Consider the following 17962-nt stretch of genomic DNA (forward strand, 5'->3'; position numbering starts at 1 on the left):
GCGAACCCGCGTCCGCTTCAGGGAGCTGTCAGGTTCAGGCGCGAGGGTGCCGGCGTCATCGCTTGCCTGATGACGTGCCGGGAGGCTCCCATGAAGACGCGCACCCTGATCGGAACGGCCCTTCTCCTGTCCACCGCGGGCCTCGGCGTCGCGCTTGCGGCCACGCAGGTGGATCACCTCGACCAGACCTTCCTCGGCCGGGATGAAGCGACGCGCGCCGACACCCCGCCCCTCCAGCTCGCGGACAGCGACCGCCAGCGCGAACAGGGGGATCGCCATAGCGACCGCCACGACGACGACGACGATGATGATGACGACGACGATGACGACCGTGCCGGCGGGCGGCCCGGCGCGGTTCCGCAGAATGGCCCGGCCGATCCCGCTGCCCCGATCCCGGACAACGGCCTGTTCCAGGGCAAGGCCCGGCCCAAGGTCGAGGTGCAGTGACCTCCGGCCGAACGTCCCGCTCTTTCAAAGGAATAGTCAGATGAAGCTCGTTCTTCCCGCCGTGGCGGCCACCACCACCCTGCTTTCGCCCGTCCTCGCCGAGGCGCGGCAGGTCACATTCGAGACCACGCTGAAAAACTACGGCGGCAACGGCGCCTATGTGGTGCTCTACGTCACCGATGCTTCCGGCGCCTACAAGGGCACGCTGTGGATGGCGGGTGGCAAGGCGAAATACTATCGCCATTTGTCCGACTGGCAGCGCGCCTCCGGTGGACGGGCCACCGAGATCGACGGCATCACCGGCGCCAGCGTCGGCTCCGGCAAGACGCTGAAGATCACCCTCGATCTCGCCGACGCCATGATTGATGCCGGTTACAAGGTCCATGTGGACACGGCGGTCGAGGACGGCATGGACAATCCCTCCGAGGTGGTGGCGCCGCTCGCCGCAAGCGCGTCCGGCAAGCCCGTCGCCGGCAAGGGCTATGTAAAATCCTTCACCGTCACCTTCTGAAACCTCCGGACACCCCCATGCTTCGCCGCCTCCATGGCCTGCCCGGCATCGTGCTGGCGCTCGCCCTCACCGTGACCGCCCTCACTGGAGCCGTTCTGTCCGTACAGCCGGCGCTTGACCGCCTTGTCGCACCAGCGATCTCGGCTGAGGTGAGCGTCGCGGACCTCGCCGCGCTGGTCGCGGCCCGCCATCCCGGCGTCAGCGCCATCCGGCTGCGGGCGGACGGCAGCCTCACCGCGGCCTTCGACGATGGCGACACGCGCGGCGTGGAGCGCATCGACCCCGCCACCGGCGCGGGGCTCGGACCTTACGCGGTGTCCGAAACGACCCGCTTCCTCACCAATCTCCACCGCTCCTTCCTCGCGGGCGATGCGGGCCGCGTGGCGGCGGCCATCGGCGCGCTGGCCATGCTGGGCCTGAGCGTCTCCGGCCTCGCTCTGCTCGCCCGCCGCCTGGGCGGCGCGGGCGCTCTGCTGCGGCCCATCCGCGGCACCCCGGCGCAACGCTGGCACGGCGAACTCGGTCGCCTCGCCGCCGTGGGCCTCCTGCTGTCGTCGCTCACCGGCCTGTGGATGTCCGCCGGCACCTTCGGCCTCATACCCGAGGCGCAGGGCACCAGCCCCGCCGTCATCGCGAGCGGTGGCGCGCCGGCTCCGGTGGGCACGCTTGCCGGGCTGAAGGCCGTGACGCTTCAGGACCTGCGCGCGCTCTCCTTCCCCGATCCCGCCGACCCGACCGATGTCTTCACCCTCGTCACCGCCGACGGCGAGAGGGTTATCGATGCCGCCACAGGCGCCACGCTTGCCCTCACCCCGGCGACGGCGCTGGAGCGGGTCAATGACCTTATCAGCATGCTGCATACCGGGCGTGGCGCCTGGGTGCTCGGGCTCTTGCTGGGCCTGGCCTCGGCGGCGGTTCCGGTGCTTGGGGTGACCGGCCTCATCCTGTGGCTGCGCCGGCGTACGGCGCGGCCACGGATCACCCCCAACGTGCCGGCGCGGATGGCCGACACGGTGATCCTGGTGGGGAGCGAAGGCAATTCCAGCTGGGGTTTTGCGGGCACGCTGCACGCGGCCCTCACCGCTGCCGGGCACAAGGTCCACACCGCCGCAATGAACGACGTGACCGCGACCCATCTCGCCGCCCCGCGCCTGCTGATCCTCGCCGCCACCTATGGCGAGGGTGCCGCACCTCAATCGGCCAAGCACTTCCTCCCCCGCCTCGCGCGCCTGCAGGGAAGGCCGGCGGTGGCGGTGCTGGGCTTCGGCGATCGTAGCTTCCCGCATTTCTGCCGGTTCGCCCGCGAGGTCGCCGATGCGCTCGACGCGCGGGGGTGCCCGCAGCTTCTGCCCATGAAACGGGTGGACCGTCGCTCGGCGCAGGAATTCGCCCAGTGGGGCCACGATCTCGGGGACGTGCTGGGGCACGACCTCGTGCTCACCCATGTGGCCGAGCCGCCGAAGACAGCGCCCCTCGTGCTCGCCGGGCGGGAGCTTTACGGTGAGGCGGTGGGCGCGCCGGTGGCGATCCTGCGCTTTCAGGCGCCGTCTGATCCCCGCACCGGCGCGCCCGGCCGGCTGCCGGCGTTCGAGGCCGGCGACCTCGTGGGCATCGTGCCGCCGGGGGATGGGATGCCGCGCTTCTATTCGCTCGCCTCCTCCACCCACGACGGCGTGCTGGAGATCTGCGTGCGGCTGCGCGAGGGCGGCCTGTGCTCCACCTTCCTGCACGGGCTCGCGCCCGGCGCCACCATCGACGCCTTCATCCGCGAGAATCCGACCTTCCGTCCGGCGAAGGGGCGGGCGCCGCTCATCCTCATCGGCGCGGGGGCCGGAATCGGGCCGCTCGCCGGCTTCGTGCGGGCCAATGCGGCGGGCCGGCCGGTGCACCTCTACTGGGGCGGGCGGAGCGCCGCCTCCGACTTCCTTTATGAGCACGAGCTGGCACAGCATCTGGCCGAGCGGCGCCTGACGACGCTGCGCACCGCCTTCTCGCGCGATCCCGACGGCAGCGCCTATGTGCAGGACCGCATCGCCGCCGATGCCCCGCGCCTGCGCGAGCTGGTGAGGCAAGGCGCACAGATCCTGGTCTGCGGCGGCCGCGACATGGCCGAGGCCGTGACCCGCGCGCTGGAGCCGGTGGTGCGCCCGCTGGGCCTCGACCTTCCCACCCTCAAGTCGAGCGGACGCTATGTCGAAGATGTCTATTGATCCGGCGTCGGGGGCGAAGGCGCTCCGGCGCCATGCCCTGAGCGGTCCCGCCATGGGGGCGCGCTGGTCGGCCGTCTTCTTTGCAGGCAGCGACGTGCACGAAGCGTCGTTGACCCGCCGGCTTCAGGGCGCCGTCGACCGGGTGGAGCAGCAGATGTCCACCTTCCGGCCCGATTCCGATCTGGAACGGCTGAACGCCGCGGCCATCGGGGCGTGGATCGATATTCCCCGCGCGCTGATGCACGTCCTCGCCACCGCCCTTGAGATCGGCCGCCTGTCGGGCGGCGCCTTCGACATCGGCGTCGGCGATCTGGTCAAGGCGTGGGGCTTCGGCGCGGCACGCGAGCCCGATGGCGGGCGCATCGCCGCCCTCGCCGGCCGCCCGTCCTTCGAGCCGCCGAAGACCCTGCAACTCGATCCGGCCGGCTGCCGCGCCCGCCGGCTGGCGCCCCTGCGGCTCGACCTTGCCGGCATCGCCAAGGGCTTCGGCGTGGACGAACTGGCCCGCGAGATGCGCGAGGCCGGGCTTTCCTCCTGGCTGGTGGGCATCGACGGCGAGATGCGCGCCGAAGGCCTGAAGCTGGATGGACGGCCGTGGACGGTCGCCCATGAGCGGCCGTCTGAGGGCACGCGGGACATCCTCGGGGTGCTGGAACTCTCCGGCGCCGCCGTCGCCACCTCGGGGAATTATCGCCGCCGGGTGGAGGTTGCGGGCCGCATCCTCTCCCATACGATGGACCCGTCCCGGGGCGCGCCGCTGGACAATGATCTTTCCGCCGTCACCGTGCTCGGCGAGACTTGCATGGCCGCGGATGCCTGGGCGACCGCGCTGCTGGTGCGCGGGGCGAGCGAGGGGCCGGCCCTCGCTCGCTGCCTGGGCCTCGCGGCGCTATTCGTGCGTGCGGACGGTGCGGTTGAGGCGACGTGGCCTCCGGCTCCGCCGCCCGGCGTGACGAGAGAGCCAATCGGCTGTTCCGAGACGGCGTGACCGACCAGCGTCCCGATGGCCGCGGTCGCGGCCATGGCGATCGCGCCCCAGAAGGTGACGCGGATGGTCGGCTTCCAGATGTCCGCGCCACCCGCCCGCGCCCAGTGCGCCCAGTGCGCCGAGGGCCGCCAGGCAGACAAGCGACTGAAGCCTACCGGGCGGCCCTCGCTGCCACGGGCATCACCCCATCCATGAGCCGAATGGGGGACTGCTGGGACACTGCGTCCATGGAGAGCTTCTTCCCCCCGGAGAACCGAGCGGATCCATCATCGCATCTATGCCACCAGGGCAGAGGCACGACGAGACCTGGCCAGATACATAGAGGGCTCTACAATCCGCCGCTTGCACTTAGCTCTGGGCTATATCAGCCCCGCCGAGATGGAACGCAGCTGCCTGACCCCGTCCCTTTTGCCACCATCTGCCTGATGAGCGGCCCAGCAAACGCTGCAGGTTTCGAGGTGAAAATTGGCATTCTCACCGACATGAGCAGCGTATTTGCGGACCTCGTCGGTCCTGGGTCGGTGCTTGCCGCGCAGATGGCCATCGATGATTTCATCGCAACTGAGCAGCCTGACTTCAAGATCACGCTGGTCAGCGCTGATCACCAGAGCAAGGCCGATGTCGCGACGGCGACCGCCCGGCGCTGGATGGAATGGGAAGGCGTCGACATGGTGACGGACATTGCCGGCGCCTCTGTCTCGCTCGCCGTCTCGAAGCTGGCACCGGCAATGAACAAGTTGGTCATCGCCACGGCATCCGGTCAAAACAGCCTGTCTCAAGAGAATTGCCAGGTTAACCTGATCCAGTGGACCTATAATACATACGCGACATCCCGAATTACCGCCGATACCGTGACACGGCAGGGACATAAATCATGGTATTTCGTCACGGCGGACTATGCGGGTGGTCGCTCGGTGCGGGATGATGCCAAGATCGGCATCGTCGACGCGGGAGGCAAGCTGCTCAGCGATTCGCTGCATCCCTTCGGAACCAACGATTTTTCATCCTTTTTGCTGAAGGCGCAGGGCTCAGGCGCCGACGTCATCGCATTCGCCAGCGCCGGAGCGGACACGGTCAACTCAATCAAGCAGGCCGTCGAATTCGGGCTCAACACGTCAATGGTAATGGTGGGCGCTCTTGCATTCATCGGCGACATCAACGCCCTGGGCCTTCAGACCGCCCGGGGCATGTATCTGACGAATGCTTTCTACTGGGATCGCACCGACGCAACGCGCGCATGGTCCAAGCGCTTCTTCGACAAGCGTAAAATGATGCCGACCATGGCGCATGCGGGTCTCTACTCCGCGGTCCGCCACTATCTGCGCGGTCAGGGCCGCTGACACTGACGACACCGCGGCGGTGCTCGCCAAGATGCGGGAGCTGCCAGTCCACGACATGTTCGCCGAAAACGGCAAGCTGCGCGAAGATGGCATGATGACACACGACATGTATGTTTGGCAGGTGAAGTCGCCAGCCGAGTCCAAGTATCCTTGGGATTATTTGAAACTCGTCAAGGTCGTTCCTGGCAACGCGGCCTTCCGTCCGCTTTCGGAAAGCAAATGTCCGCTCGTCGCGAGATAGGTCCGTGTCCGGGGTGAAGGGAACCCCCTCCACTGGAGGGCAACAGCTCCCGTGGCGAGCTTGATGCAGCCGCGCGGCTCCGGCCCGCGGCCGAACCACCTCGCCAGGACAACCGGCAAATGCCTTCTTTCATTGCCTCGGACCGGGAATGGTCCAGAGCTTTCGGCAGAGCTTCTATCTATCTATACTTTTCCGGAATTTTCAGAGCAGCGCCGGGAGCGGGTATGCGCTTGGACGTCAGCGAAGCTTCGAGCTGCAGCTTGGTGGCGGAGATATGGCGTCGCATGAGGGCCTCCGCGGCATCCGGCTTGCGCTGGGCAATGGCCTCGAGGATTTCCCGGTGCTCGTTGAGCGCGCGGCGACGCTGCTCCACGTCGCCGGACACCCGCTTCAGGCCAACGCGCATCTGCCCCTCCAGCGTCTGGAGCAGGTCATAGAGACGCCGGTTTCCGGCCTGCCTCCCGATCAGTTCGTGGAACTGGGCATTGGAGCTGAAATAGGCGTCCGCGTCGTTCTGCTCGACGCTTTCCGCCTGCTGGTCCAGAATCTGACGGAGGAGCGCGACATGCGCGTCGTCGATGCGCTCGGCGCACAGGCGGGCGGACAGGGCCTCCGCGAACTCCCGCACCTGGTGGATCTCCAGGAGTTCGCTCGCCTCGATGGTCACCACCACCACGCCCTTGCGAGGCTGCTCCACCGCAAGGCCGTTGGCGACAAGGTTGAGGACCGCCTCGCGCACCGGGCTGCGGGAGACATCCAATTGGCGGGAAAGCTCGGGCACGCTCAATTGCTGCCCAGGCTTCAACGCTCCCTCGAATATGGCTTCCTTCAATGTTTCACTGACAGCATCCACCAGCCGCACAGCCGGCCTCAGTTTCGGCAGCTTGCCCATTCTTGTCCCCGGGTCCCTGGTCGGTTCAATTCAATCATCAGAAGCGAAATGTCACTTCGCCGATGCCGCTCACTGCGGTGCGCAGGAAGCCGGTCTGCTTCATGAAGGCAGCAAGCGCCTCGATTCCCGCCGTGCTGTCGGTGAAGTCAGTGTCGGGATCCTGCAATAACCTCGCGGCCTCCTCCGGTGTCATCCGCCCGCCGAAATCCCCGGCGATAAGACGCCCCGCCGCTCCTGGGTCCTTGCGTGCCAGCTCGATGGACTGGGCGATGGCACCTTGGAGCGCCTTTACCACGTCCGGCCGCGCCTCACCGAACTTTTCGGTGGCGAAGGAGATGGCGAAGGGCAAGTCCCCGAACGCCGTCTTGCTGTCGGCGATCTTACGCGCGCCCCGCGCGACCGCCTGAGACTGGAAGGGGGGCGACGACACATAACCGGCAATCTGGTTGGTGATAATCGCCTGGAGCGCGTCTGGATGCGGCATGGCCAGCATGTTGGCATCAAGCGCACGGGCATTGCCGAACGCCTGCTCCGCCAGCTTGCGCAGCACGAAGGCCTGGTTGGTGTCGGGCGCCGGCACGGCGATCTTCTGCTCGGGCTTGAAGTCCTTCACCGAGGTGATGGCCGGGTCGTTGGTGACGAGCCATAGATTGGTGCGGTTCAGCACCGACACTGCTTTCACCTTGAATCCCCGGTCGCGGCCGATCAGGAAAGGGGCGACCGAGCCCGCTCCCACCTGCACGTCGCCCGCCAGCATGGCCTCGCGGATGGCGGCCGAGGAGGAGATGGTCTTCCATTCCACCTCTACATTGCCTGTCGCAGCTTCCAGGAGCCGGCGGTTCTTGGCAATCAGCAGTGGAGCGTAGGACAGACCCGGCAGCATGGCGATGGTCACCTTCGCCGCCTGTGCCCGGACGAGAGCGGGTGCGCATAGGAGGCCGGCGGCACCGAGAAAGAGCGATCGACGCGAAATCATGGGCTTGCTCCCTTATTTGGCGGTCTCTGTGGAAGATTGTTGCTTCATGCCCCAGCGCACGATGGTGCGGCGCTCGACAGCGGCGAGCGCGATCTCCAGGACGATGCCGATGAGCGCCACCGATATGATCCCGGCGAAGACCTCGTCGGTACGCAGGAAATAGCGGGCATCGTTCAGGAAGTTACCAAGCCCGCTCTTCGCGCCCGAAACCCCGAACACGAGCTCGGCGGCGATGATGGTGCGCCAGCCGTAGCCGAGCCCGGTCTTGATGCCGGTCATGGTATGAGGCAGCGCTGCCGGGAACAGGACGTCCGTGATCATCCGCCACCAGTTCAGCCCGATATTGCGACCCACATTGACCAGCGTCTGGTTCACGGTCCGGAAGCCGGTGGAAAGGGCGAGTGTCACAGGCCACAGCACCGCGTTCACCACCACGAAGATGAGGGCATTCACATTGAGCCCAAACCAGATCAGCGCGATCGGCAGCATGGCCACGGAGGGCAGCGGGTTGAGCATGGAGGTGAGCAGTTCCACCGCATCGTCCGCGAAGGTGGAGACCCGCGCGAGCACCGTGAAGACCACGGCGAGCGTCATGCCGATGCCGAGCGAGATGGCGAGCAGCTCCAACGTGGTGAGCGTCGCCTGGGCGAGGCGCCCCGAGCTCCAGCCCTCCACCAGCGCTTCCGCGACTTGAGCGGGCGGGGGAAACACCAGCGGGTCGACGCCGGAATAGCGGGTGTAGATCTCCCATGCCGCGATGATCATGAGGAATTGCAACGCCCGGCGCAGGCCGACGGGCAAGATGGCCCAGCGCAGCCCGGCGAAGGGCCCGCGGGAGGGTGTGGCATCAGTCGCCATGGACATGGCTTGCTCCTTCTCCCATCACGCCCGCCACATGGCGGCCGATTTCCAGCGCCAGCGGAGAGGAAGGCTCCCGCGCCGCGCGTGCATCGACGATTTCCCGGATTCCGGAGGGCTGGCCTTCCAGGATGATGATGTCGTCTCCCAGCAGCACCGCCTCGGCGATGGAATGGGTGACGAACAGGACCGTGGCCTTGGAGCGCTGGACGATCTCCATCAACTCCAGCTGCAGGCGCAGCCTGGTCTGGGGATCGAGGGCGCCGAACGGCTCGTCCATGAGCAGCATCGCCGGGTCGAGGGCGAGGGCGCGGGCGATGGCGACCCGCTGCTTCATCCCGCCGGACAGCTGGTGGGGGAAGCGATCCGCAGCATGCTCCAGCTTCATGAGCTTGAGCAGGTCGCGGGCCCGGGCGTCCGCCGCCGCTCGGCTGCGTCCGATGCGGCGCTGGGGATAGGCGATGTTGTCGAGCACCGTGCGCCAGGGAAAGAGCTGGTCAAATTCCTGGAACACGACGGCCCGGTCGGGACCGGGCTTGGAGACGCTTCGGTCCGCCACCGTGAAGGTGCCCTGGAGCGGCTTCAGGAAGCCGGCCACCGCCTTCAGTATTGTGGACTTGCCGCAGCCCGAGGGGCCGAGAAGGATCGCCGTCTCGCCCCGCCCGACGGTGAAGTCCACGTCTTTTACCGCCGTGACCGTGACGGCCCCGGTTCGATAGCCCAGATGCAGCCCCTGCACGGACAGCATGGGCTCCGCCGCGGCCGGGAGGGCCCGCGCCTGAAGCTGTTTCATATGCTCATTCCCGTTCTGGTTTTTACTGTTTCCCGAATTCTGGGATCCGGTTCCGTCTTGTTCAGATGACCGCGATGGCCTCGATCTCCAGCTTTGCGCCGAAATGCAGGAGACCTGCGGGCACCACGGAGCGCGCCGGCCTGTGGTGGCCGAAGAAATCGGCATAGGCGGCATTCACTTCGTCCCAATCGGCGATGTCCGAGACATAGACCGTGGTCTTCACGACGCGGCTGCGGTCGCAGCCGGAAGCGATCAGCACCGCCTCCATGTTGGCGAGCGCGAACAGGGTCTGCGCGCGGAGCGGGCGGGTTGGGTCCTCGCCGCGCAGCACACCGAGCTGGCCAGAGACAAAGACCGTGTTTCCGGCGACGATCGCTTGCTCGTAATGGCCGCCGGGGCGCGGGGCGGCGAGGGTCATCACCCGTGTCAGCGTCTGCATTGGTCGTCCTCTCACCAGCCGCTGATGCGCGGCCAACGGCCCGTGACAATTCCCTGCTCGACCACCTCGTAACGGTCGTAGGCCGCACAGGTCAGGCAAGCGTGATTGGGCAGGATCCTTACCGTCGCGCCGACGGGGAGTCGGTCGAACCAGGCCGGGTCCTCCACCGGCACATGGCCGTGCTCCTGGTGCACCGAAGCGACACTGAGCGCGCCGAGGCGCTGACCGGTCGCGGCATCGCAGACATAGCCGTAGCGAACATCCGGCAGGAACGTGTTGGCGCCGAGATCCTTGCTGAGAGCGAGCGCGCCGGCATCGAGGATCAGCGCTCGCGCGGCACGGTTATGGCCGATCACGGTGGCGAGCACCGAAACCGCGATGTCGTCGAGACCGCATATGTGCCGCGAGACCTGGGCGAGATCCCAGAACATGTAGATGCCGCACCGCACCTCGGTGACACCATGGAGATGGTCCGCATGGAGCACCGTTGGCGTCGAGCCGACGCTAACGATCTCCACCGGAATGCCCGCGGCGCGGATCGCCTCCGCCGCTTTCACCGCGGCGTCGCGTTCGGCGGCGGCGGTGCGAACAACGTCCGCGATCTTATCGCTGGCATAGGAATGGCCCGCATGGGTCATCACGCCCCGGAACCTCAGATGCGGCGCGTCAGCGATGGCACGTGCAAGCTCCACCACCTCCGGCTGATCGGGCAGGAGGCCGCTGCGGTGCTCGCCGCAGTCGATCTCCACCAAGAAGGAGAGGATCGTGCCGGACCGGGCACAGAAGCCCTCCGCAGCTTCGACCACGGCCAAGCTGTCGGCCACCAGAAGGAGATCCGCGCCGCCCGCCTGGATGCGCGCCGCGTGGGCGAGCTTCTGAGGCGCGATCGCGGTGGCGTAGAGGATATCGGCATAGCCGGCGGCCGCGAGATATTCCGCCTCCTTCAGGGTCGAGACGGTGAGGCAGGGCGCGCCGTCGGCGAGCGCCACGCACGCCACATTGATCGACTTGGCGGTTTTCAGGTGTGGGCGCAGGCGCACGCCGAGCGCCGCGCAGCGCGTCCGCATGCGGGCCGCATTGGCTTCCAGCCGGGCCCGGTCCAGAAGGAGCGCCGGGGTTTCGATCTCGCTCAGAAGAAGCGGAAGAGGGACGTCGCGGGTATCCATCTCACACCAGCCGCAGGAGAGGCTCGAGGGAATCGGCGACATATTCCGGGCGGACGCCGTCCACGGGCCTCAAGCCGATGCGGTTGTGCCAGTAGACTGTCATCCCAACGCCCTTGGCGCCCGGCACGTCGGAGGCCGAGCCTGCCACGAACAGCGTCTTCTTCGGATCGGTGCCGAGCTTCTCCAGCACAGCTCGGTAGGGCTCAGGTCGAGGCTTGTAATAGCCCGCATCCTCGGCGGTCACGACGGCGGCAAAATCAATGCCGGTACGGGACACTGCGACGGCGCCGAGAGCGCGCGAACAGTTTGTAGCGATGCCGAGCGGCACTTTCTGGCCGAGGGCGGCGAGGACACCCTGCGCCTCGGGCCAAGGCTTCAGTTCGCCCTGGCGGGCTGCCAGGTCATCGGCCCAATGGCCGGGGAAGCCGGCGGCAAGGGCCGCGTCGCGGACGATGTCCTCATAGGCCCGGTAGATCCCGCAGCCATAGGTCAGCTCGAGATATTTGCGGCGCCAGGCAAGGCCGTCCTCGGGAGAGGCGGCGATGTCGTTCCACAACGACCAGGAATCGATGAGAGCAGTCAACAGGTCGAACACGACCGCCTCGTAACGGGTGGCGTGCGCCGCCTCAGCAAAATCCGTCATGGGCATCTCCTACGTGTTACATGTAACATGAGATTTTCCTGTGTCAATTTCCGCTGCTGCCGATGCCGATAGCGACCGACATGGAGCGGCGCTGTATCGAGGCTCAGGACCTATTATCGGGCTCGATCTGCGATTAACAGCCTCCGGCGACGAGGCTGGCATAAGCGATTTGTTCCTGCGGAGCGAACCGCAGATGGCGCGCATCTCGCCGTTCTTTCCCCTGTCCCACGCCGTGCCGCGGGTCGATGACCGGCGGGTGGCGGCGGGATCGTCTCTGTGTTCCGCGATGGCTTGCAATGGAAGGATGCGTCGAAGGATTACGGCCCGCACAAGACATCGTGCAACGCTTCATCCGCCGGAGCCGGCTCGGCGGCGTCGCATGTCGGATTGTCTGCCACCTCGCCTGCCGCGCGGCTTTCCTGGAGATGTTATGAAGGTCACCCACGGGGAGGCGCCAAGCTGGCCAAGATGGCTGCCAATGCCTATAAGGCCCGCGCGTGTGGCGCACGCTGTGCTGCCTGCGATGGAGCCTTCCGCAGTGTCCATGAATGATTACGTCCAGCGTATCCTGTCCGCCCGCGTCTATGACGTCGCCATAGAAAGCCCGCTCGATCTGATGCCGCGCCTGTCCGAGCGGCTGGGCGCGCAGGTGCATCTCAAGCGCGAGGATCTGCAGCCGGTCTTCTCGTTCAAATTGCGCGGCGCCTACAACAAGCTGGTGCGATTGCCGCGCGCGGTGCTCGACCGGGGCGTAATTTGCGCTTCGGCCGGCAATCATGCGCAGGGCGTCGCGCTGGCGGCGAAAAAGCTCGGCGTCGATGCGATCATCGTGATGCCGCGCACGACGCCGAGCATCAAGATCGAAGCGGTGAAGCGGCTCGGCGGAACCGTCGTGCTGCACGGCGACGCGTTCGACGAGGCGCAGCTCAAGGCCAAGGAAATCCAGGCCGAGCGGGACCTGACCTTCATCCATCCGTTCGACGATCCGGACGTGATCGCCGGCCAGGGCACCCTGGGCATGGAGATCCTGCGCCAGCACCCCGATCCCATCGAGGCGATCTTCGTGCCGATCGGCGGCGGCGGGCTGGCTGCTGGCGTTGCCGCCTTCGTGAAGTTCCTCAGCCCGTCCACCAAGGTCATCGGCGTCGAGCCGACGGATGCGGCCAGCATGAAAGCGGCGCTCGCCGCCGGCGAACTGGTCATGCTCGACCAGGTGGGCCTGTTCGCCGATGGCGTGGCGGTGCGCCAGGTCGGCCGGGAGACGTTCCGCCTCTGCCGGGAATTCCTCGACGAAGTCATCACCGCCGACACCGACGCCATCTGCGCCGCCATCAAGGACATATTCGACGATACGCGGATGATCGCGGAGCCCTCGGGCGCGCTCAGCCTCGCCGGCCTGAAGGCTTATGTGGAGCGCGGCGGGGCGCGCACCGGCAGCCTCATCGCCATCAACAGCGGCGCCAATCTCAATTTCGACCGCCTGCGCACCATCGCCGAGCGGGCGGAAGTGGGCGAGCATCGGGAAGCCTTGCTGGCCGTGACCATCCCCGAGACCCCCGGCAGCTATCGCCAGTTCATCCGCACCCTCGGCACGCGCTCCATCACCGAGTTCAATTATCGCTTCGCCGGCCCGGATTCACCGGCGCGCATCTTCGTCGGCATCGGGCTTGCGCGCGGCGAGAAGGAGAAGCAGGAGGTCATCGCCCTGCTGCGCGGCGCCGGCTATGAGGTGATGGACCTCAGCGACAACGAGATGGCGAAGGTGCATGTGCGCTACATGGTGGGCGGCCGCGTGCCAGGGCTGGACAACGAGCTCATCTATCGCTTCGAATTCCCCGAGCGGCCGGGTGCCCTGTCGCGCTTCCTGGAGAGCCTTGCACCGGAATGGAACATCTCGCTGTTCCATTATCGCAATCACGGCGCCGACCACGGCCGCGTTCTCGCGGGAATCCAGGTGGCGCCGGACACGCTGACGCGGTTCACCCAATGGCTGGAGAGCCTCGGCTATCCCTATTGGGACGAAACCTCCAATCCCGCCTATCGCCAGTTCCTGGCCGGATAGGCGGTTTCGCGCGAAACCGTTTATGTCGGCATGGCGCTAGGCGGATCGACATTCAGCGGCGTGGCGGATCGTCGAGGCGCCGGGCGGCAGGTGCCGCAAATGTCTTTCTGTCACCGGTCGTCGTGGCCGGGCCTGTCCCGGCCATCCACGCCGGGCCGACCGCGCGGGCCTTGAAAATCTGATGCCGGCAGTGCCGCGTGGATGCACGGGACGAGCCCGTGCATGACGATATTCTGCTGCAACGGCGTCAAGCCATGAAAGGCCATCGGCCCTCAGGCCGGCAGCACGACCACCTTGGTCTTGACCGGCGTGCGGTCATACAATTCGATCATGTCCTGGCTGAGCAGGCCGACGCAGCCGCTCGTGACGCCGGAGCCGATCGACTCCGGATCGCTGGACGCATAGATCGTGTACAGCGTGTAGACGCCGTTCTGATAGAGATGAAGCGTGCGGGCGCCGAGCGGGTTGTCGAGGCCGCCCGGCATGCCGTTGGCCCATTTGGCCGCTTCCGGCTGGCGCTTGATCATCTCCTTGGGCGGCGTCCAGGTCGCCCATTCGCTCTTGCGCCCGACATAGGCGTCGCCGTTCCACAGGAAGCCGGCGCGGCCGACATTGGCGCCATAGCGGGTGGCCTTCCCGTCGTCCTCGACACGATAGACGTAGTAATTGCTGGGGTCGACGATGATCGTGCCGACCGCTTCCTTGGTCTCGTAGGGAACGGTCTTGCGGAAATATTTCGGATTGACCTTGGCGACATCGACCGCCGGGATCGGAAATTTCTCATTGGGCAGCGGCCCGTAGACCTTCTGCGCCTCGGCGACGCTCATATAGTCGGTGGTCGAGCAACCGGCCAGCGCCAGCGCGCCGAGGCTGACGGCAGAGCCGGCGAGAAACGACCGACGGGTAAGAAGCCCCGCCCCGCGCCCGAGCGCAGCGCGCGCGTTCCCCGTGCCGACATCGGCGTTCCGAGCGTCCATCATCATCCTGAAACTTCCCGTGTCTTGCTGCCTGGTGAGATGATACCCCATCCTACATCCGCCGGGCGTCTTCCGGGCAGACATTGCCGCCACTCGGCCCGGCTGGCAAGCTCGGCTTTTGGTGCGAAAATAAGCGCAGGCCCCAGCGTGACTTATGCGGACGGCCGTTGGTTCGCCCCCGCCCCACCTCGCAAATCCGCGCTCCATCTCGCGCCGAAGGCGTGGCGGCAGGGGTCGCAGCAGGGGCGCCCGCGATCCGGCACGCCCTCCCCGCCGGGTGGATCGAGATCGCGCCGCAAGCGCCTCAGATACCCGCCGCGCCGCCGTCGGCGCGCGGATCGTGGGCGCCTTCCAGATGGCCGCGCGGATGGAGGATCACCGCGCCGGCATGGCCCATGGTGTCGCTATAGGCCTCCGGCAGCACCTCCAGCACATGGCCGGCCCGCTCCAGGTCGCGCACCAGATCGGGATCGAAGCGCGATTCCAGCCGCAGGCTGGTGGTGACCGAGCCCCAGGTGCGGCCCAGCAGCCAGCGCGGCGCCGCGATCGCATCGCCCAGCCCTTCGCCGAACAGCACATGGCGGGTGAACACCGCCGCCTGGGTCTGCGGCTGGCCCTCCCCGCCCATGGTGCCATAGGCCATGATGCGCCCGTCGCGCAGCACCGCCAGCGCGGGATTGAGCGTGTGGAACGGCCGGCGGCCGGGCTGGAGCGGGTTCACCGTCTTGGGGTTCAGTGAGAAGCTGGCGCCGCGATTCTGCATCAGCACGCCGGTCGCCGGCAGCACGCAGCCGGAGCCGAACTCGAAGAAGATCGACTGGATATAGGACACCACGAGGCCCGAGCTGTCCGCCGCGCCGAGCCAGATGGTATCGCCCGGCTGGGCCGGCTGCGGCCAGGGCAAGGCGCGATGCATGTCGATCTTCGCCGCGTCCGCATCGAGCGCGGCGGGCGAAAGCAAAGCGGAAAGATCGTGTTTGAGCTGGTCGAAGTCGCACACCACCTTGTCGCGCACCAGGAACGCCCGCTTGGTGGCCTCCACCAGGCCATGCACATGGGCGAAGCCCTCGCCCCGCGTCACGCCGAGCCGCTCGAACAGGCCGAGAATCAGCAGCGAGGCCAGCCCCTGGGTGGGCGGCGGCGCATTATAAAGCGTACCGCAGACAAGTTGCAGCGACAGCGGGGCGCGCACCACCGCGCCATAGGCGAGGAGATCCGCCCGCGTCACCGGCGCGCCGATGCGCTCCAGGTCGGAGGCGATCTCGCGCCCCACGTCGCCGCGATAGAAATCGTCCAGCCCGGCGCGCGCCAGATGCTCCAGCGTATCGCCGAGCGTGCGTTGGGCCAGCACCTGCCCCAGTTCCGGCACCTTGCCGCCGGGCATGAAGGTCTCGGCGAAGCCGGGGGATGCGCCCATCTCCCCCGCCTTCTCGGCGGTCAGGCGCACTTGCGATGACGTCACCGGCACGCCGTTGCGGGCATGCAGGATCGCCGGTTCCAGCAGGCGGGCGAGGCTGAGCTTGCCGCCGAAGCTGCGCGCCGCCTCCAAGGCCAGGTCCCAGCCGCCGACCGCCCCCGGCACGGTGAGCGCGGCGAGCGGCCCGCGCTGCGGAATCGTCTCGCACTCCCGCTCGCGATAGAAAGCCTGCGTCGCCTTCGCCCCGGCAAAGCCGCACGCCTCGATATAGCGCACGCGGCCCGAGGGCTCGCGGATCAGCCAGAAGCCGTCGCCGCCGAGGTGATTCATGTGGGGATAGACCACGGCGATGGCGGCGGCGGTGGCGATCGCCGCCTCGATGGCGTTTCCGCCTTCCCGCAGGATTTCGCGGCCGGCTTCCACCGCCAAAGCGTGCGGGGCGGCCACCATGCCGCGGCCGGCATGCGTGCTCTCGTGGATCATTTCATCCTCCAGCCGGCAGGTCCTGCGGGCGCCGGTGCCGGCGCCGTGACGTCGCCGACGTTGCGTCTTGCGGCTGCGGGCAATAAAGCATGGGGGGACGGAGGCAACCGACATTTTCGCCGGCCGCCGGCGCTTCGGGGAAAGCGACCGGGCAGCGCGCGGCGGACGCCTCACCGAAACAAGCCCGCGCCCCGGCGCGGATGGCAGGAGATGAGTATGCAGGAGCGGGCAAAAAGCCGGCACATGCTGACGGTCGCGAGTGCGACTTTGTTCGTGGCGTGCCAGACCGTCGCGACGGCGATCGCCGCCGGCTGGGCGCTCGGCGGGCTCTTCAACCTTGGCAATATCGGCGAATACGTGCTGATGGCCCTGTTCACGGTCCCGGCGCTGTATCTCACGCTGATCTATGCCCGCAAGGCCGCCCAGGCCGAGGCCGTCGCGCCTTATTGAACCCGTGCGGGCGCCCCGTCCTTAGCGCGGGAAAGCCGAAGCGTGCGCGGGTGACGTCACCGGCCGCCCGCCCCGCCCGTCAGCGCACGGCCTTGCGATAGAGATGCCATGTGGCGTGGCCGAGCACCGGCATCACCACGATCAGCCCGATCAGCCCCGGCAGCGCGCCGAGCAGCAGCGCGCCGGCGACGATCAGGCCCCAGGCGAGCATCGGCATGGGATTGAGCAGCACCACGTCCATCGAGGCGCGCACCGCCGTGCCCATCGACACCCGCCGGTCGATCAGCAGCGGAAACGACACCACGGAGATGGTGAGCACCACCACCGCGAACACCGCCCCCACCGAGACGCCGAACACGATCAGCGCCCAGCCGGCCGGGGTGGTGAAGACGTCGTCCGCGAAGGCCGCGAGCGAGGCCGGCATCTGCGGCCCGAGCGTGGCGGCATAGATCGCCATGGCGGCCACCAGCCACAGGCCGAAGATGAGCGTGAGAACCAGGCCGAGTTCCACCATCGGGGCGAGCGAGGGCGAGGCGAACACCTTGAAGCCGTCGCGCCAGGAGAGCGGTAGCCCCTGTTCGCGCCGCCGGCTCATCTCATAGAGCCCGGCCGCCGCGAACGGGCCGATGAGGGCAAAGCCCGACACCAGCGGAAACAGCAGCGGCCACATGCCGTAGCCGAGCGCGATCCGCGCCAGCACCAGGCCGGCCAGCGGATAGACCACGCAGATGAACACGATATCGCTGCGGCAGGCGCCGAAATCGCCCATGCCGCGCCGCAGGCTGTCCCAAAGGTCGCCATAGGTGATGCGGCGCGCGCGCGGCATGGGGGCGCTGATCGCCTCCCGCGCGGGGACGAACGCCGCCCCCGCCGCCCGCGCGGCATTGAACGTCAGCCGCACCTGCTCGGCACTCCACTCGACTGGATTGCGGATGGTCATGGCGCTTCCTCCCGATGATCGATCGGGACGTCGCGGAGCCGGGGGAAAGCGCACGCTGCGCAAGGCCACGAACCACGCCGCGACACCCTTGCGACGAGTGTACGCGTCCTGCGACATCTTGTCAGCCCC

At 67.4% G+C, this 17962-nt stretch carries 16 protein-coding genes and 3 pseudogenes; 8 read left to right on the top strand and 11 right to left on the bottom strand.

Annotated features, from left to right (window positions below; all coding sequences use genetic code 11):
- Positions 1 to 90: 90 nt before the first annotated feature.
- From V5G24_RS18615 to V5G24_RS18630, 4 genes are read left to right on the top strand one after another with little or no spacing between them, the layout of a single operon-like run.
- Entirely contained in the window at positions 91 to 447 is a 357-nt protein-coding gene (locus tag V5G24_RS18615) for a hypothetical protein (RefSeq protein WP_394085670.1), read from the top strand.
- Positions 448 to 487: 40 nt separating this feature from the next.
- Positions 488 to 958 carry a DUF2271 domain-containing protein gene (locus tag V5G24_RS18620; protein ID WP_394085669.1) on the top strand — a complete coding sequence of 157 codons (471 nt, stop codon included), beginning with the start codon at positions 488 to 490 and terminating at the stop codon, positions 956 to 958.
- A 17-nt stretch (positions 959 to 975) separates the two neighbouring features.
- Positions 976 to 3168 (top strand): PepSY domain-containing protein, encoded by a 2193-nt coding sequence (locus tag V5G24_RS18625; protein ID WP_394085668.1) that lies wholly within the window; start codon positions 976 to 978, stop codon positions 3166 to 3168.
- Positions 3149 to 4156: an FAD:protein FMN transferase gene (locus V5G24_RS18630; RefSeq protein ID WP_394085667.1), complete on the top strand. Its 1008-nt coding sequence runs from the start codon at positions 3149 to 3151 to the stop codon at positions 4154 to 4156. The genes V5G24_RS18625 and V5G24_RS18630 overlap by 20 nt, the downstream gene beginning before the upstream one ends.
- Here V5G24_RS18630 and V5G24_RS18635 read toward each other — a convergent pair.
- A pseudogene (locus V5G24_RS18635) lies at positions 4147 to 4300 on the bottom strand (VIT1/CCC1 transporter family protein); the annotation flags it as partial. The gene V5G24_RS18630 and the pseudogene V5G24_RS18635 sit on opposite strands and share 10 nt — an antisense overlap.
- Here V5G24_RS18635 and V5G24_RS18640 point away from each other — a divergent pair.
- Positions 4297 to 4582: pseudogene (locus V5G24_RS18640) on the top strand (integrase core domain-containing protein); the annotation flags it as partial. The pseudogenes V5G24_RS18635 and V5G24_RS18640 sit on opposite strands and share 4 nt — an antisense overlap.
- Before the next feature lie 56 nt (positions 4583 to 4638).
- Positions 4639 to 5737, top strand: a pseudogene (locus V5G24_RS18645) (ABC transporter substrate-binding protein).
- Positions 5738 to 5915: 178 nt separating this feature from the next.
- Here the strand turns inward: V5G24_RS18645 and V5G24_RS18650 are convergent.
- The 7 genes from V5G24_RS18650 to V5G24_RS18680 all read right to left on the bottom strand — a co-directional run bounded on the left by V5G24_RS18650 (position 5916) and on the right by V5G24_RS18680 (position 11504).
- Positions 5916 to 6629, bottom strand: a complete 714-nt coding sequence (locus V5G24_RS18650) for a GntR family transcriptional regulator (RefSeq protein WP_394085666.1) — start codon at positions 6627 to 6629, stop codon at positions 5916 to 5918.
- Positions 6630 to 6666: 37 nt separating this feature from the next.
- The gene (locus V5G24_RS18655) at positions 6667 to 7605 is read right to left on the bottom strand and encodes an ABC transporter substrate-binding protein (protein WP_394085665.1); all 939 of its coding nucleotides are present in this window, start codon (positions 7603 to 7605) and stop codon (positions 6667 to 6669) included.
- 12 nt (positions 7606 to 7617) lie between these two features.
- Positions 7618 to 8469: an ABC transporter permease gene (locus tag V5G24_RS18660; RefSeq protein ID WP_394085664.1), complete on the bottom strand. Its 852-nt coding sequence runs from the start codon at positions 8467 to 8469 to the stop codon at positions 7618 to 7620.
- On the bottom strand, positions 8453 to 9256 hold the full coding sequence (locus V5G24_RS18665) for an ABC transporter ATP-binding protein (protein ID WP_394085663.1): 804 nt from the start codon (positions 9254 to 9256) through the stop codon (positions 8453 to 8455). The genes V5G24_RS18660 and V5G24_RS18665 overlap by 17 nt, the downstream gene beginning before the upstream one ends.
- Positions 9257 to 9317: 61 nt before the next feature.
- The gene (locus V5G24_RS18670) at positions 9318 to 9695 is read right to left on the bottom strand and encodes a RidA family protein (protein ID WP_394085662.1); all 378 of its coding nucleotides are present in this window, start codon (positions 9693 to 9695) and stop codon (positions 9318 to 9320) included.
- Positions 9696 to 9706: 11 nt separating this feature from the next.
- Positions 9707 to 10861: an alanine racemase gene (locus V5G24_RS18675; RefSeq protein ID WP_394085661.1), complete on the bottom strand. Its 1155-nt coding sequence runs from the start codon at positions 10859 to 10861 to the stop codon at positions 9707 to 9709.
- A 1-nt stretch (position 10862) separates the two neighbouring features.
- Complete coding sequence (locus V5G24_RS18680; protein WP_394085660.1) at positions 10863 to 11504, bottom strand: HAD family hydrolase; 642 nt, start codon at positions 11502 to 11504, stop codon at positions 10863 to 10865.
- Positions 11505 to 11934: 430 nt separating this feature from the next.
- Between V5G24_RS18680 and ilvA the strand changes: the two genes are divergently transcribed.
- On the top strand, positions 11935 to 13566 hold the full coding sequence (ilvA, locus tag V5G24_RS18685) for a threonine ammonia-lyase, biosynthetic (RefSeq protein WP_394085659.1): 1632 nt from the start codon (positions 11935 to 11937) through the stop codon (positions 13564 to 13566).
- Between the two features lie 272 nt (positions 13567 to 13838).
- On the opposite strand, the gene V5G24_RS18690 is transcribed toward ilvA, so the two are convergent.
- Together V5G24_RS18690 and V5G24_RS18695 are read right to left on the bottom strand one after the other, a co-directional pair.
- Entirely contained in the window at positions 13839 to 14549 is a 711-nt protein-coding gene (locus tag V5G24_RS18690) for a L,D-transpeptidase (protein ID WP_394085658.1), read from the bottom strand.
- A gap of 298 nt (positions 14550 to 14847) precedes the next feature.
- Positions 14848 to 16443: a gamma-glutamyltransferase family protein gene (locus V5G24_RS18695; protein WP_394085657.1), complete on the bottom strand. Its 1596-nt coding sequence runs from the start codon at positions 16441 to 16443 to the stop codon at positions 14848 to 14850.
- A gap of 210 nt (positions 16444 to 16653) precedes the next feature.
- Here V5G24_RS18695 and V5G24_RS18700 point away from each other — a divergent pair, with 210 nt between their 5' ends.
- A complete protein-coding gene (locus V5G24_RS18700) occupies positions 16654 to 16893 on the top strand; it encodes a hypothetical protein (protein WP_394085656.1) in 240 nt (79 codons plus the stop codon).
- Between the two features lie 79 nt (positions 16894 to 16972).
- Here V5G24_RS18700 and V5G24_RS18705 read toward each other — a convergent pair whose 3' ends face one another.
- Positions 16973 to 17833 carry a DUF2189 domain-containing protein gene (locus V5G24_RS18705; protein ID WP_394085655.1) on the bottom strand — a complete coding sequence of 287 codons (861 nt, stop codon included), beginning with the start codon at positions 17831 to 17833 and terminating at the stop codon, positions 16973 to 16975.
- Positions 17834 to 17962 lie beyond the last annotated feature (129 nt).

The organism is Roseixanthobacter finlandensis (genome assembly GCF_043195105.2).
Taxonomy (GTDB): domain Bacteria; phylum Pseudomonadota; class Alphaproteobacteria; order Rhizobiales; family Xanthobacteraceae; genus NCEH01.

Bases quoted from the DNA above. Each gene is read 5' to 3' on its own strand.
- V5G24_RS18615 (WP_394085670.1), top strand. From the start codon at position 91: ATGAAGACGCGCACCCTGATCGGAACGGCCCTTCTCCTGTCCACCGCG.
- V5G24_RS18620 (WP_394085669.1), top strand. From the start codon at position 488: ATGAAGCTCGTTCTTCCCGCCGTGGCGGCCACCACCACCCTGCTTTCG.
- V5G24_RS18625 (WP_394085668.1), top strand. From the start codon at position 976: ATGCTTCGCCGCCTCCATGGCCTGCCCGGCATCGTGCTGGCGCTCGCC.
- V5G24_RS18630 (WP_394085667.1), top strand. From the start codon at position 3,149: ATGTCGAAGATGTCTATTGATCCGGCGTCGGGGGCGAAGGCGCTCCGG.
- V5G24_RS18650 (WP_394085666.1), bottom strand. From the start codon at position 6,629: ATGGGCAAGCTGCCGAAACTGAGGCCGGCTGTGCGGCTGGTGGATGCT.
- V5G24_RS18655 (WP_394085665.1), bottom strand. From the start codon at position 7,605: ATGATTTCGCGTCGATCGCTCTTTCTCGGTGCCGCCGGCCTCCTATGC.
- V5G24_RS18660 (WP_394085664.1), bottom strand. From the start codon at position 8,469: ATGTCCATGGCGACTGATGCCACACCCTCCCGCGGGCCCTTCGCCGGG.
- V5G24_RS18665 (WP_394085663.1), bottom strand. From the start codon at position 9,256: ATGAAACAGCTTCAGGCGCGGGCCCTCCCGGCCGCGGCGGAGCCCATG.
- V5G24_RS18670 (WP_394085662.1), bottom strand. From the start codon at position 9,695: ATGCAGACGCTGACACGGGTGATGACCCTCGCCGCCCCGCGCCCCGGC.
- V5G24_RS18675 (WP_394085661.1), bottom strand. From the start codon at position 10,861: ATGGATACCCGCGACGTCCCTCTTCCGCTTCTTCTGAGCGAGATCGAA.
- V5G24_RS18680 (WP_394085660.1), bottom strand. From the start codon at position 11,504: ATGACGGATTTTGCTGAGGCGGCGCACGCCACCCGTTACGAGGCGGTC.
- ilvA (WP_394085659.1), top strand. From the start codon at position 11,935: ATGAAGGTCACCCACGGGGAGGCGCCAAGCTGGCCAAGATGGCTGCCA.
- V5G24_RS18690 (WP_394085658.1), bottom strand. From the start codon at position 14,549: ATGATGATGGACGCTCGGAACGCCGATGTCGGCACGGGGAACGCGCGC.
- V5G24_RS18695 (WP_394085657.1), bottom strand. From the start codon at position 16,443: ATGATCCACGAGAGCACGCATGCCGGCCGCGGCATGGTGGCCGCCCCG.
- V5G24_RS18700 (WP_394085656.1), top strand. From the start codon at position 16,654: ATGAGTATGCAGGAGCGGGCAAAAAGCCGGCACATGCTGACGGTCGCG.
- V5G24_RS18705 (WP_394085655.1), bottom strand. From the start codon at position 17,833: ATGACCATCCGCAATCCAGTCGAGTGGAGTGCCGAGCAGGTGCGGCTG.